A 13,653-nucleotide genomic window follows, 5' to 3' on the forward strand; every position below is an offset into this window, starting at 1 on the left:
AAAGCCCAGGCCGGGACTGAGTGCAACGAGTACTAGGAGTCGGACGATGTTTGGATCGAAATCTAGGCATCAAGTAGCGATTCGCGGTGACACATGCAGCACAGTGGGCCAACCATACTCGCTTTTAACGCTAAGCGCGAATGCTCTGTGCATCTTTCTGTTATTTGGCGACAGATAGACGGTTTACCGTTTTGCGCCCCGTGCTTGCTCAAGAGCCTTTGAACCCTGTCGCCGGCCCCGGTAAGATGCGTGCACTTTTCACCCTTCGCTACAGCAGGACAGCCGCCATGAGCATCAAATCGGATAAGTGGATTCGCCGCATGGCGCTAGAGCACGGCATGATTGAGCCCTTTGTTGAGCGCCAAGTGCGCGCTGAAGGTGCCCAGCCGCTGATTTCCTATGGCGTTTCCAGCTATGGCTACGATGTACGCTGCGCCGATGAGTTCAAGGTGTTTACCAACATCAATTCGGCAACTGTCGATCCGAAGAACTTCGACGAAAAGAGCTTTGTCGATGTGAAAAGCGATGTTTGCATCATTCCGCCTAACTCGTTCGCATTGGCTCGCACCGTTGAGTTCTTCCGTATTCCGCGTGATGTGCTGACCATCTGCCTGGGCAAGAGCACTTATGCGCGCTGCGGCATCATCGTCAACGTCACCCCGTTGGAGCCAGAGTGGGAAGGTCATGTGACCTTGGAATTCTCCAATACCACCACTTTGCCGGCGAAGATCTACGCCAACGAAGGTGTGGCACAGATGCTGTTCCTGCAGTCCGATGAGCCTTGCGAAGTGTCCTATAAGGATCGTGGCGGTAAGTACCAAGGTCAGCTGGGTGTGACGCTGCCTCGAGCCTAAGCGGTTGATGGAACGAAAAAGCCGGGCAATGCCCGGCTTTTTCATGTGTATCGGAAGTTCAGGGAACAAGTGGCAGTTCGCGCTTATGGCGAGTGGCGTCATAGGTGCGCACGATGATGGCGTATGCCTCGTCGCGAACTGGCTGGCCGTGCAGGAAAGCGTCAATTTCGCTGTAGGTGACGCCATGCGCTTCTTCGTCCGGCTTGCCGGGACGCAGTTCTTCCAGATCAGCTGTAGGCACCTTGAACACCAGATTTTCCGGTGCTCCCAGATGCTTGGCGATGGCGCGAACCTGGCCTTTGACCAGGCCAGACAGCGGGGCAAAGTCGCAGGCGCCGTCACCGAACTTGGTGAAAAAGCCCATCACCGCTTCAGCGGCGTGGTCAGTGCCAATCACCAGCCCGTTGTTGGCGTTGGCAATGGCAAACTGCGCAACCATGCGGATGCGCGCTTTAATATTGCCGGTAACGAAGTCGCGGCGGGCATCGCTGAGCTTCTGCAGATGAGTCACCTGCTCGCCGAGGCCCGATACGCTGTCCGCGATATTCACCGTGTCTTCTTCATCGGCGCGGATGAATTTCAGTGAGTCCTGGGCGTCTTGTTCGTCGTGTTGGGTGCCGTGAGGGAGGCGCACGGCGATAAAGCGATAGGCCTGATCACCGGTTTCTGCCCGAAGCTCTTCCACAGACAGCTGTGCCAGGCGGCCGGCGGTCAACGAGTCGACGCCGCCGCTGATACCCAATACCAGTACCTTGAGGCCCGAGTTGCGCAGGCATTGCTTGATAAACGCCTTGCGCTTGTCGATTTGCGCGACGAGTGCGGCGGAGTCGGCAAAGGGCGGCACAACGTCAAGTTCAGCAGCGATTTCGGCTTGGCGGTTGCTCATTTCAAAGTCCTCACTGGGAGCAGAACAAGTGGCTTATGCAGGTCGCGCAGCAGAAATGCTGACGGTAGGGCATCAAGCGTTAGCGTAATGACAAAGCTTACGTTGAACCGGCTGTGAAGTGCACGCTAGAGCTGCAAGACTTTAATGTGCGGAGCGAGTCGAAGGAAAATACTCGACCGTGATCGAAACCGGCATGAGAACTGGCAGCTAAGGTGCATTAGGGAATCGCGGGCAAAAGAAAGGGCGCTAAAAAGCGCCCTAAAACGATGATGATCTATGGAGTAAGTCCACTTACTCAGAGGGTGCGCCGCTGAATTGGTTCAGTGGCGGCCGACGAACGGTAGTTGGCCGCTGGTGAGCTTCAATTTGCAGGCATCAGCAGCAAACGTTTATTGCCATAGACCTTGTCGAGATTCTGCGATTGGAATGGGAAGCTCATGTAGCTGCCCTTGAGCCAGGCGTCGATGCCGTCTGCGTAATGCTTGCTGGCCGGGTTGCCGGATTGTCCGGAGCTGTTGAGGCCAATCAGGGGCTCTTCGCGGCCGAAGTCGACGACGATGCGCATAGCTGGAATTAGCCAGGTATCGAAGTTCTCGCCCCAGTTGTAAGCCGCCACATTCAGTGTGCCGTGGTCACCGCCCGCAGGGTAGGGGCCGCGATCCAGGTAGCTTTTGATGGCGTTGATGCTGGTGCGTTGGCTGGAGCTCATGTATTGCGCCAGTTGGCTGGTTTCGGTGGTCCAGTTGTAGGTGTGTAGCTTGCCCCATTGCCAAGCGCTGCGCTCACTGCCCAATTTGGTTTCAAGCAGGGTGACGGCGCCGGCCAGGCTGCGTGCCAAGATGGTCGGTTTATCTTCGCGCTGCGCCGTGCGGGTGTCATTCCAGAACGGGCTGTCTTCGCGGCCGAGCAAATGATCGGCCTGAGCGGAGTAGGAGTTATTAGCGGTATCTACCAGGGCTTTCCAGGCACGTGTGCTGTCGGGGCCGAGTTCGTCGAGGAAGGTTTCTCGCGCGCTTTGGTGGAGGAATGCACTGTAGAGCGCGGCGTCCGCGGATGTTGCGGCCATTTTGCCGTCAAACTTCATCAGTCGGTCATGCGCTTCGCGTGCCTTGCTGCGCTCGATGGCGGGTAATGCATCAATGGCGGCTTTCAGGCTTTCAGCCATGCCTGGTGCACTGAACATGTTCTGCAGTTTGGCAACGAAGGGCGAGGTCTGGTCGTACTGCATGGCAATCATGCTTTGGGTGTCATGCCTGCCCGTTGCCGCCAGCGCGGCGATGCGCTCGGCGCGTTCGGGGTAGAACCAGGAGTTGGACAGCTGCATGCCATAACCGCGCGGTACGGTGCGGTGGTTGGCGGTGCCTAGCCAGCCATCTGGCGGGTCCTGATCGTAGGGGTGCAGCATCGGGTCGGCGAAACCGTCCCAGTCATACTGGCTGTCCCAGCCGGGGGAGGGCATCAGGCCCAGGCCGGCGCGGCGGTTGGGGAAGCGCCCGGTAACTTGCCAGCCGATATGCTGCGCATCGGCGAAGACAATGTTCAATGGCATGGCGCGCACTTCACGGGTGGCCTCGAAGGCCTGCTCGACTGATTGCGCTCGCGACAGGTCGAAGAAAGCGTCCAAGGTCTTGTCAGCTTCAAACTGCGTAGTTTTCAGGGCCAAACCGTAGCGACTGCTCAGCTGCATGGGCTGCAGCATGTGTTTGCGTTCGCCCAGTACCGAGTTCAGCAGCGGGCCGTGGCGGGTTTCGAAAATGGTTTCGCGAATCGGCCGCTCACCTTTGATAAAGAAGGTTTCCTGGCGTTCCTGCGCCGGTAGCCATTTGCCGTCGGCCAGGTAGTGCAGACGGCCGCCTTGCTGCTTGACCTGCTCAAGGAAAAGGTCCTGGTTATCGCCCATGACCATGGTCATGCCCCAGCCCAGCTTGCCGTTGAAGCCCGCGACCACCGCCGGTACGCCTGCAATCGACACGCCCGCTGCCTGATATTTGGGTGAGCGGATTTGCACGAAATTCCACACCGAGGGCATCGACAGCGGTAGGTGGGTGTCGTTGGCCAGCAGGCTTTTGCCACTGCGTGTGCGCTGCGGGGCAAATGCCCAGTTGTTGGACGCCGCCACGCCGAGCATATGCGCATCGGCAAATTGACTGACGGCTGCGCTGACATCGCTCAAGCCAGCCAGCTGGCCCTTGAGGTCAAGGCCTTTGAGTTTGGCAGCTTCTTCAAGTGGCAACGGCTCATCAGGGTAGGTTGGCAGCAGCCAGGCCAGCTGTTCGCTGCCGACTTTTTGTGCAAGTTCCAGAGAGGCGATTTCTTCCTGCAGGTTGACCGCCAGGCCGAAGTTCAGCAGACAGAACACCAGCACTGAGTCTTCGGCTTTCCAGTACGCCGGGCGATAGCCGGACTCGGCCAGGTCCATCGGCAGCTTGTCGCGGTAGCGGAACAGGTAGGCGTTGACCCCGCGGGCATAGACCTCGAAGAATTTTTTAATCCGAGGCGAGGCGTTGCTGTAGAGCACTTCAGCGCTTTTTTTCAGGTTAACCGCGCGCATGAAACGGTCCATTTCCAGCACGCCTGGGCCGGCCATCTCGGCCAGCCGACCTTCAGCCATCAGCCGTAGGCCAACCATTTGGCTAAGCCGATCGCTAGCGTGCACGTAGCCCAGGGCGAACAACGCGTCATGAAAGGTGGTGGTTTCGATTAGTGGCATACCCAGCGGATTGCGGCGAATCACCACGCTTTGCGCCAGGCCCTTGACCCGCACGATGCCCTGATCAGGGTGCACGCTGTCGCTGTAGCGGCTGTTCAGAAATGACTGACAGCCCGTAAGCGCGACGACGGCCGTCAGTAAGGCGGCGAGGCTTAGATGGGCCATGGGGCGTAACGCGCGCGCTAGCATGCAGCAGGCTCCTTGCGGGTGGAAAACGGTCGGTTGGGGTGTGCGCTTTCCAGAAGCGTAAGCGCGCAGGTGAGGAGGTACTAAGTTAGCCAGCCGCCATGCACCTGACAAGGCGCATGGTGAGTAAGTCAGGCGCTTTGCCGCAACGGCGGTACAGCCTCATCAAGCAGCCAGCGAGCGGCGGCGCGGGCGGCGGCCTTGTGCTGCAACTCAAGCTCACTGAAACGTTGCTCATGCTGACGGCGTACGCTTCTTTCAAGCGCTTTCCAGTCGGCGTGGGTCGGCACCTGGGCGGTGGCGGTGAACAGCAAGTGAAAAACCTCACAGCGCGGGTCCTGACTGAGGCTGCTGTCGTAGTTATCCAGCAATACCTTGATCCGAATAGCACCTTCAATCAGCGGAAGCTGACCCTCAAGTAAGCTGCTGGCAAGGATGCGCAGATCACCACCGATGCGTTCGCGCTGTGTATTGAGTGCCTGAGTCTGGATTTTTTCCTGGGCCCAGACCCGCCGCCACAGATGCAGGGCGTAGAGCGCGAGCGCGGCAATCAATACAGCACTGCCAAGCAGGACTAGTAGCGTGAGGTTGTTCATCACAGGCTTATGCGCCGTGGCATTTCTTGAATTTCTTTTCGCTACCGCATGGGCAGGGGTCGTTGCGGCCAACGTCTTTCAGGGCGTTGCGGGCAGGTTCCTGGTGGCCGTGGTTGCAGTGCGGGCCATGCACGTGGCCGTGATCATGGCTGTGTGCGTGATCGTGGTCGTGGTTGCAGTGAGGGCCGTGGACGTGTTCTTGCTGGGTCATGCGAGTTACTCCGGAATGTAATCGCCGGGAATTATCTCGCCATTGCGCGACATGTGCACGCTCTGTCCGAACAGCCAGCCGGTTTTTACTGCACCTTGAAGGCGGTAAGGGATGGGCTGGTCCGGTTTATCCAGGGCCTTGACGATCTGTCGCAGGTGGCGCCAAAGGTTGGTGCGCACCGGTATGGAAAAGTTGTGGTGGCCATGGGCCGGAACGGTAAATGAAACGCTCGATTCGCCTTCAGCCAGTTTGACCTGGTTCAGGTGCACCAAATAGTCCATCCCGCGGACAGGCAGGCTGAAATTATTGGGGTTATCGATGCGAAAGCGCAGCGTGAAATGCTGCTCCAACAACTTGGCTTTAACGACGTCGACTTTAACGAGGCGTACTTCGGGCGACTTCAGATCGCCTGGAGAGGAGCATCCGCTAAGGCCTGACAGAAGGCCAAAAAACATCAATAGGCTGAGAATTCTTATCGTTTGCGCCTGATAAAACATTGCATACTCCGAATGACGCATCAGTGTAACAAGCAAGTGCTTGGCTGCCACCTGTTGTGACGGTAAAAAAACCTGCGCCATACTGAGCAACGAATAGGACAGGAGTATGACCATGGCTCGCTACGAAATTGCCTTCAGTGCGCAGCTGGTTCCGGGTGCCCAGTTGGAACTGGTGAAGGCCAACCTGGCCAAGCTGTTTCAAGCGGATGAACAGCGCCTGGCGTTGCTGTTCTCGGGGCGACGGATCGTGATCAAAAGCAACTTGGATGCAGCGGGTGCGGAAAAATACCGTTCGACCCTAGAGCGGGCGGGCGCCTTGGCTGAAGTGGCTTGCTTGGATGATGAGATCGAGGAAATCGAGTTGACTGCGCCGCCGGCGATGGCCGTCACGCCGGTTGTGTCTCCAGCTGCTGCATCAGTGCAGGCGGGAAGTGGCCAGCCTGCTGGGCGCCTGAAGGTCGCGCCGCGAGATGAGTACATGGCCGCATTTAGCGAAGTTGACGCTCCGGATTTTGGCATTGCGCCACTGGGCGACGACGTTCAAGACGGCAAGCCGCAGGTGCAGGCGCCAGCTCTAGACCTGTCGCAGTTCAGCTTGGCGCCGCCCGGCAGCGACATGGGCGAGGCTAAAAAAGCCCCAGCCGGACCGCCGCCGGATATTTCTCATCTGAAACTGCAGGATTAGCCTGCTCTGCGCCGAGAGTCCTAGGAGGAGGCTCTCGGAGAAACACTGGGTGTCAGTGATCAGAAATAACTCGCGCAGCACTTCTTGAATTTCAGTCCACTGGCGCACGGGCAGGTATCGTTGCGGCCAAGTTTCAGCTCAACTGTAGGGTCAATGAAATACCAGTGGCCGTTATTGCACACAAATGCCGAGCGTTCGCGGTGGTTGTGTGTGCCGCTTTCATCACGCCAGTGCGCGGTAAAGGTGACGTAGGCGTGCTGCGGTTCGCCTTCGATTAGCTGCGCTTCTTCAACCTCAAGCCCGAGCCAGGTGCTGCCCAGGCTCCAGGCCAGGATGGCGTCACGGTCGAGGCCAGCTTGCTGGGCGGCAAGTGTGCTGCGCACCAGATAATCGATCAGTCCCAGGGCGTAGGCGCTATAGCGTGAGCGCATCAACGCTTCTGCGCTAGGGGCTGGTATGCCTGCGTGATAACGACCGCAGCATGATGCCAGCAGTTGGTCGCTGCCGCATGGGCAAGGTGTGTTGCTCATGGCTTTACCACCAGTACTTGCCAAAATTCTCCGGATTGGCCCAGAACTTTGCGTTCAGCCAGTCAGGTACTTGCTTGTATTCCAGCAGGTCGTAGGTGAATAGATTGAGCGTCTGCTCATCGCGCTGGAAACGCTCACTAGCCTGAAGAGCCAAGGCAAAGAAATCGGTTTCTTGCCACTCACAGGCCTGCAGATCGACCAGCACAGCCATTCGGCTGGCATTCAGGTTGCGAATTCCCCCAAGCAGCTCCAGCCCGGCACGTTTTGGCAGGTGTTCAAGGCAGTCGACAATCAGCGCCAGATCGAAACGTTGGGCGGCTACTTCATTAGATAGAACGCCTGCATCCGCCTGCACCAAGTGGCAACTTGGATGAGCCTGGATAAATGCTTCAATGGCAGGTAGTTTTCGGCTACCGACTACCAACAGGCGTTCTGGCGTGTAGCGTGCCAACAGGGCGGCAAGGTCTTGCTGGGGTGTTCGGGTGGATGGGGTTGCAGGCATAACGGCTCCTCGCTCAAGTGTGCAGAGACTAACGTGCTGCAGTAATGCGGCCTAGTGCGGATCGTGCTAGTAATGTGTTTGCATATTCTCTGGCATATTTTGTTACTGGCGTCTTTACTTCGTCAGTATCGGTTTTTGCCGATTTACCAATAGGAGACGTATATATGAGCATCACCAGGAAAGCATTACCCCTGATTGTCGCGAGTACCTTTTTGACCGGTTGTGCCGGGCTACAAAAAACGGATTGGCCAACCTGTGCCGCAATCGGCGGTGTAGGTGGTGCTGCTCTGGGCGCTATTGAAAGCTCTTCGTGGGCCGGTGGTGGTGCCGTCGTAGGTGCCGGTATGGCAGCTGCATATTGCTGGGTGCATGGCGCCAGCGATGAGCAGGTTGTTGTGGTTGAAGAAGTGGTTGAAGAAGTTGTCGTTGCTGAACCAGCTGAAGTCGTACGTGTAGAGCTGGACGTCAAGTTCGACTTCGACAAGGCTCAGGTCAAACCAGAAAGCTACGGTGACATCAAAAACCTGGCTGACTTCCTCACTCAATACCCACAAACCACCACCGTGGTTGAAGGTCATACCGACTCCGTCGGTAGCGACGCATACAACCAGACCCTGTCCGAGCGTCGTGCCAATGCGGTGCGTGATGTACTGGTTAACCAGTACGGCGTAGGCAGCGATCGCGTTAACGCTGTGGGCTATGGCGAAACTCGTCCGGTTGCGGACAACGCCAGCGCTGATGGTCGTGCCGTGAACCGCCGCGTAGAAGCTGAAGTAGAAGCTCGTCCTTGATCGTCTGACTCCAGACGTTCTGAAGAAAACAAGCCAGGCCCTCTAGGGGTCTGGCTTGTGTAGCTTCCTGGGTAGGTCTTTACTCCTAAGTTACCGGCAGTAGCCGGTATTACAGGAGATTCCTACCATGAGAGTTAGATCCATCGTGGGGCTAGCCCCCATTCTCTTGGTCAGCAGTGTTCTTTCAGGTTGCGTCACAACTTCCAGTACGGGAGATGCGCCGCTCAACCAAGGGAACTGGCCCCTGTGCAGTGCGATTGGCGGTCTGACCGGTGCAGGTCTGGGCGCAATCGAAAGTTCTACGTGGGCAGCAGGTGGAGCGGTGGCCGGTGCGGTCATTGGCACGCTGATTTGTTACGCCCAGGATGGTGATGAAGACGATGACGGCGTGTTCGACCGTCGTGACCGTTGCCCAGGAACCCCGCCTAATACACCAGTTCACCATAACGGCTGCCCGATCAAGGAATATGCCAGTACGCCTGCCGAAGCAGAGCCTGAGCCCATTGAAATGGTGGAGTCGGTTCGGGTAGAGCTGGATGTTAAGTTCGATTTCAACAAGTCCGATGTTAAAGAAGACAGTCAGGCCGATATCAAAAGTCTTGCTGACTTCATGAAGCAGTACCCGCAAACCACCACGACTGTTGAAGGGCATACCGATGCGGTGGGCAGTGATGCATACAACCAGGGACTTTCCGAACGGCGGGCGAATGCTGTGCGTGATGTACTGGTCAATCAACATGGTATCGACAGCAGCAGGGTTTCGTCGGTCGGTTATGGTGAATCGCGGCCGGTAGCGGATAACGACACTGACTCCGGGCGTGCAATTAATCGTCGTGTTGAAGCGGAGGTTGAAGCGCAGCCATAACCGACGTGATGCGCTGTCAGGCCGTTGCGAACCCATCAGCCATGTTCGCAACGGCCTAACAGCGAAGCGTAGTTTTAAACCAGTAAAAGCTGTGAAGGCATTCGTTCCTCATGGTTTTTACTGGTCTTCTGGCAGCTCACTCCCAAAGCAGATAAGGTGCAGCGAAATAAAAAACTGCCGGGGGCGGATATGAAGGTATTTCTGACGTTGGGTAAGGTGCTGACGGCATTATTCTGGGGTGTTGTACTGGCAAACCTGCTGCAGCCCTTTGCACAACCCTTTGCGCTGCTGTTGAACGGCGCTGGGGCTTTTATTCTGCTGATCCATGCCCTTGAACTGTGGTTTTTTAGCAAGCGCATCGCCGCTTGCCCCAAACCGGCTCACGAGCGTGTGCACGTCATGCTGTTCGGCGTGTTTCAGTTGCTTGGGCTGCCCGCTGAGCCAGTAGCCGAGCCTGAGCCAGCGCAGCAGATGGAGGCCGAAAATGCGTAAGCTCATCGTCCTCGCTGCGCTGTTCAGTCCGCTGGCATTAGCCCAGGCGGTGATTGAAGTTGATTCCCATGCGGTTATGCGTCTACCCAGCACTACCAGCGTGTTGCTGTTAGACCGTCTGGCGATTGCCGATAATGGCACCTTGCTGATTCCATCTGGCTTGACCGAAATTCGTGTCGCACAGCTGCGCCTTGGGCGTGATGCGCGGCTGGCGATTGCCCCTGGTGATCAGGTGTTGCGCCTTGAAATTGAAACCGCCGATATTGCCAGTGGCGCACAGATCAGCGCGCGTGGCGCACGCGGCAGTGCTGAAAAGCCGGCGCTGCCGGGGCGCAACCTGAGTCTGCGACTGCAGGCCGTTACCCTGGAAAATTTAGTGCTGGATGCCCGCGGCGGCACAGGTGCGCCAGGCTATGCAGGTCTAGCTGGTGCTGATGGCAAGCCAGGTGGCTGCACCTGGGGTGAAGCCAGTCGCGGTCATGACGGTTTGAATGGGGGCGACGGCCAGCCGGGTGCTGCCGGTGCGCAGGTGCGCTTGGAAGTGCCACAGGATTTCCCTGTTGAGCAGGTACAGGTGCGTTTGGATGGCGGCAGTGGCGGTCAGCCGGGCGCGCCTGGTGCAGGCGGTCAAGGCGGCGTGAGTAAGGGTTGCTGGTTGTACAGCACCGATGGCGCTCGCGACGGCAAGCCAGGACAAGCAGGGCGTGCCGGTGAGCCAGGCCCTGCAGGTGCGCTGAATATCGTGCAGTTCTAAGCTGCTTTGAGGGCCAGCCGCTGCCCGAAAGCAGCGGCTGCGTAAGTAGGCTTAGAGCGAAGGGCGCAGGCCCGCGATTGTTACCCCCAACAATCCCAGCAACAAGTTGATACCAACCAGTCGTCGAATACGCCCAAGCACGGCGCCACCATTCGGCCAATCCTCTGCCGCCACGGCGCGGCGTAACTCAGGCAGTTGCAGTGCCTGAATCCGCAGAAACAGCGCCAGCATGGCGATATACAGCCCCATCATGATGTGCACGTAGCGCGGTGCGGTATCGAAGCCGCTAAAGCGCAGGTGCAGCATGCCTACACCGGTGACCGGCAGCACAATCACCGCCGCCCATACCCAGTAGAAAAACCGTGGGAAGACCTCCAGCCAGAGTTTCAGGCGCGGCGGGGCTTCTAGGGCGGCGACTGCGGCTGGGCGCAGGATCATCCACGCGAAGAACATACCGCCCACCCAGATTAGGGCGGCGAGCAGATGCAGGCTGTAGACGAAAGCGTATGGGGTCATGCAGGCACTCCTGTTGATTGAGGCGCTTGTTGCGATCTGCGGCGCGTCGGCCCTGCTGCTATAGAAACAGGCTCTCGCTCGCGAGTTCGTAAACAGGGCCTAAGCGATTCAGCGCTGGATCGATTAGCGCGCTATGATAGCCGCCGATTACAAACACTGAAAATTTATCCAGCCTTTTCGCGTCAAAATCCCCATGCTCAGTACCGAACTCAAGTCCCAGATCCAGGGCGCTTACTCCCGTTTTCTCGAGGCCAAGTCGCTCAAGCCGCGCTATGGCCAGCGCCTGATGATTGCCGAAATTGCCAAAGTGTTGGGGGCGATTAAAACGGACGACGAAGGCCGTCGCCTGGGTGACCCTGCCGTCGTAGCGGTTGAGGCCGGCACCGGTACTGGCAAAACAGTGGCCTACAGCTTGGCGGCGATCCCCACGGCGAAGGCCGCAGGTAAGCGCCTGGTGATCGCCACGGCCACCGTTGCCCTGCAAGAGCAGATCGTGCACAAGGATCTACCGGACCTTATGCGCAATAGCGGGCTGAATTTCAGCTTTGCCCTGGCCAAGGGACGGGGGCGTTACCTGTGCCTATCCAAGCTGGATATCCTGTTGCAGGAGGGTCAGGCGCAAAGCGCCACCGCCCAGCTGTTCGAGGAAGAAGGCTTCAAGATCGATGTGGATGAGCAGAGCCAGAAGCTGTTCACCACGATGATCGAAAAACTCGCCGGCAATAAATGGGACGGCGACCGTGACAGCTGGCCGGAAGAGCTGGAAGACACGCGCTGGTCGCAACTGACCACTGATCACAGCCAATGCACCAACCGCCATTGTCCGAACTTTCAGCAATGCGCCTTCTACAAGGCACGCGAGGGCATGGGCAAGGTCGACGTCATCGTCACCAACCATGACATGGTCCTGGCTGACCTGGCCCTGGGCGGCGGTGCGGTGCTGCCGGACCCGCGCGACACCCTTTACGTGTTCGACGAAGGCCATCACCTGCCGGACAAGGCCATTGGCCATTTCGCCCACTTCACCCGCTTGCGCTCGACTGCCGATTGGCTGACCCAGATCGACAAGAACCTGACCAAGTTGCTGGCGCAGAATCCGCTGCCCGGGGATCTAGGCAGGCTGATCGAACAGGTGCCGGAATTGGCGCGGGAGCTTAAAACCCAGCAGCAATTTATGTTCGCCGCCTGTGAGCAGGTGGCCGACTTCAAACCGGGCGAAGATATGCAGGGCCGCGAGCGGCCGCGCCATCGCTTTATCGGCGGTGTGGTGCCGGAGCACTTGACCGAGCTGGGTCTGGAGCTGAAAAAGGGTTTTTCCAAGCTCAATGATCTGTTCACTGGCGTAACGGAACAGCTCAAGGAAGCCATGGATGGTGAGGGGGCTGTCGGTATTGCCAGTCACCAGGCTGAGGAATGGTACCCGCTGTTCGGCAGCCTGCTGGCGCGGGCCAAGGGCAATTGGGAGCTGTGGCTGGCCTTTACCGCTGAAGACCCGGAGGAAAGCCCGCCCATGGCGCGTTGGTTGACCCTGGCCGATAGCGGTGCGCTGTTCGATATCGAGGTCAATGCCAGCCCGATCCTGGCGGCGGAAACCCTGCGACGTAATCTGTGGAATGTCGCCTATGGCGCCCTGGTGACCTCGGCGACCCTGACGGCGTTGGGTACCTTTGATCGCTACCGTATGCGCGCCGGCTTGCCGAAAGTGGCAGTTACCACCGTGGTGCCGAGCCCGTTCCATCATTCCGACGCCGGTGTGCTGCGGGTGCCCAATCTGAACGCCGATCCGCGTGATGCGGTGGCGCACACGGCGGCGATTATTCGCGAGCTGCCTGGTCTGGTAGAGGGTTCACGCGGCACCCTGGTGCTGTTTTCGTCGCGCAAGCAGATGCAGGAAGTCTTCGACGGCCTGGAGCGCGACTGGCGCAAGCGGGTGTTTATCCAGGGCAACCTGTCCAAGCAGGAAACCCTGAACAAGCATAAGGCGCGGGTCGATTCCGGCGAGGAAAGCGTGTTGTTTGGCCTGGCCAGCTTTGCCGAAGGTGTCGATCTGCCGGGCGCCTACTGCGAGCATGTGGTGATCGCCAAGATCCCCTTCGCCGTACCGGACGATCCGGTAGAAGCGGCCCTGGCCGAGTGGATCGAAGCGCGCGGTGGCAACCCCTTTATGGAAATTGCCGTGCCGGATGCATCGCTGCGTCTGGTCCAAGCATGCGGCCGATTGCTGCGCACCGAAGCGGATCGCGGCATTATTACCCTGCTGGACCGGCGTGTGGTCACCCAGCGCTACGGCAAATCGATTCTCAATGCTTTGCCGCCGTTTCGTCGGGAAATCAGTTAGCAGTCCACATGGTAAGCAACTCGTTGAGCCTTATCGGCTCCAAGTGGCGCATGGATAATGCCTTGGTAAGCACCAGGGCCTGGATTTTGCCTCCGGCAGTGTTGCCCGAGGCGGTTGAAACAATGGGGGAGTGTGGTTCGTGAAGGTTAAGCGCAGGCTGCAAACGGCTGTTCTGGTATCAGCGCTCGTGGGTTTTTACGGGGCGGCCGTGGCCACAGAGCAGCAGGAACTGTTCAACTT

The 13,653-nt window shown here is 58.3% G+C and carries 14 protein-coding genes and 1 pseudogene; 7 read left to right on the top strand and 8 right to left on the bottom strand.

Annotated elements, in window-relative coordinates; translation table 11 throughout:
* The first annotated feature begins 287 nt into the window (after positions 1 to 287).
* On the top strand, positions 288 to 854 hold the full coding sequence (gene dcd / locus BLO50_RS10800; RefSeq protein WP_090252387.1) for a dCTP deaminase: 567 nt from the start codon (positions 288 to 290) through the stop codon (positions 852 to 854).
* A gap of 58 nt (positions 855 to 912) precedes the next feature.
* Here dcd and nadE read toward each other — a convergent pair whose 3' ends face one another.
* The 5 genes from nadE to BLO50_RS10825 form a co-directional block, all read right to left on the bottom strand.
* Positions 913 to 1,740 (bottom strand): ammonia-dependent NAD(+) synthetase, encoded by an 828-nt coding sequence (gene nadE, locus BLO50_RS10805; protein ID WP_090252389.1) that lies wholly within the window; start codon positions 1,738 to 1,740, stop codon positions 913 to 915.
* Between the two features lie 361 nt (positions 1,741 to 2,101).
* Positions 2,102 to 4,615 carry a penicillin acylase family protein gene (locus BLO50_RS10810; RefSeq protein ID WP_420875464.1) on the bottom strand — a complete coding sequence of 838 codons (2,514 nt, stop codon included), beginning with the start codon at positions 4,613 to 4,615 and terminating at the stop codon, positions 2,102 to 2,104.
* A 152-nt stretch (positions 4,616 to 4,767) separates the two neighbouring features.
* Positions 4,768 to 5,232: a DUF2489 domain-containing protein gene (locus BLO50_RS10815; RefSeq protein WP_090252394.1), complete on the bottom strand. Its 465-nt coding sequence runs from the start codon at positions 5,230 to 5,232 to the stop codon at positions 4,768 to 4,770.
* 7 nt (positions 5,233 to 5,239) lie between these two features.
* Complete coding sequence (locus BLO50_RS10820) at positions 5,240 to 5,443, bottom strand: SEC-C metal-binding domain-containing protein (protein ID WP_090252397.1); 204 nt, start codon at positions 5,441 to 5,443, stop codon at positions 5,240 to 5,242.
* A 5-nt stretch (positions 5,444 to 5,448) separates the two neighbouring features.
* Positions 5,449 to 5,940 (bottom strand): LEA/WHy family protein, encoded by a 492-nt coding sequence (locus BLO50_RS10825; protein ID WP_090252400.1) that lies wholly within the window; start codon positions 5,938 to 5,940, stop codon positions 5,449 to 5,451.
* Between the two features lie 112 nt (positions 5,941 to 6,052).
* On the opposite strand from BLO50_RS10825, the gene BLO50_RS10830 reads away from it, so the two are divergent.
* On the top strand, positions 6,053 to 6,625 hold the full coding sequence (locus BLO50_RS10830) for a hypothetical protein (protein ID WP_090252402.1): 573 nt from the start codon (positions 6,053 to 6,055) through the stop codon (positions 6,623 to 6,625).
* 59 nt (positions 6,626 to 6,684) lie between these two features.
* Here BLO50_RS10830 and BLO50_RS10835 read toward each other — a convergent pair whose 3' ends face one another.
* On the bottom strand, positions 6,685 to 7,155 hold the full coding sequence (locus BLO50_RS10835) for a YchJ family protein (protein ID WP_090252405.1): 471 nt from the start codon (positions 7,153 to 7,155) through the stop codon (positions 6,685 to 6,687).
* 4 nt (positions 7,156 to 7,159) lie between these two features.
* Entirely contained in the window at positions 7,160 to 7,657 is a 498-nt protein-coding gene (locus tag BLO50_RS10840; RefSeq protein WP_090252408.1) for a DUF6231 family protein, read from the bottom strand.
* A 437-nt stretch (positions 7,658 to 8,094) separates the two neighbouring features.
* On the opposite strand from BLO50_RS10840, the pseudogene BLO50_RS22040 reads away from it, so the two are divergent.
* The 4 genes and pseudogenes from BLO50_RS22040 to BLO50_RS10860 all read left to right on the top strand — a co-directional run.
* Positions 8,095 to 8,448: pseudogene (locus BLO50_RS22040) on the top strand (OmpA family protein); the annotation flags it as partial.
* Positions 8,449 to 8,575: 127 nt separating this feature from the next.
* A complete protein-coding gene (locus BLO50_RS10850) occupies positions 8,576 to 9,313 on the top strand; it encodes a PA1041 family peptidoglycan-binding anchor lipoprotein (protein WP_090252413.1) in 738 nt (245 codons plus the stop codon).
* Between the two features lie 189 nt (positions 9,314 to 9,502).
* The gene (locus BLO50_RS10855) at positions 9,503 to 9,805 is read left to right on the top strand and encodes a DUF1145 domain-containing protein (protein ID WP_090252415.1); all 303 of its coding nucleotides are present in this window, start codon (positions 9,503 to 9,505) and stop codon (positions 9,803 to 9,805) included.
* Complete coding sequence (locus tag BLO50_RS10860) at positions 9,798 to 10,559, top strand: collagen-like domain-containing protein (protein ID WP_090252418.1); 762 nt, start codon at positions 9,798 to 9,800, stop codon at positions 10,557 to 10,559. Before BLO50_RS10855 ends, BLO50_RS10860 begins: the two co-directional genes overlap by 8 nt.
* A 51-nt stretch (positions 10,560 to 10,610) precedes the next feature.
* On the opposite strand, the gene BLO50_RS10865 is transcribed toward BLO50_RS10860, so the two are convergent.
* Positions 10,611 to 11,075 carry a CopD family protein gene (locus BLO50_RS10865; RefSeq protein WP_090252421.1) on the bottom strand — a complete coding sequence of 155 codons (465 nt, stop codon included), beginning with the start codon at positions 11,073 to 11,075 and terminating at the stop codon, positions 10,611 to 10,613.
* A gap of 193 nt (positions 11,076 to 11,268) precedes the next feature.
* Between BLO50_RS10865 and dinG the strand changes: the two genes are divergently transcribed.
* Entirely contained in the window at positions 11,269 to 13,413 is a 2,145-nt protein-coding gene (gene dinG / locus BLO50_RS10870; RefSeq protein WP_090252423.1) for an ATP-dependent DNA helicase DinG, read from the top strand.
* Positions 13,414 to 13,653: the final 240 nt, after the last annotated feature.

This window comes from Pseudomonas peli, assembly GCF_900099645.1.
In the GTDB taxonomy this organism is placed as follows: Bacteria; Pseudomonadota; Gammaproteobacteria; order Pseudomonadales; family Pseudomonadaceae; genus Aquipseudomonas; species Aquipseudomonas peli.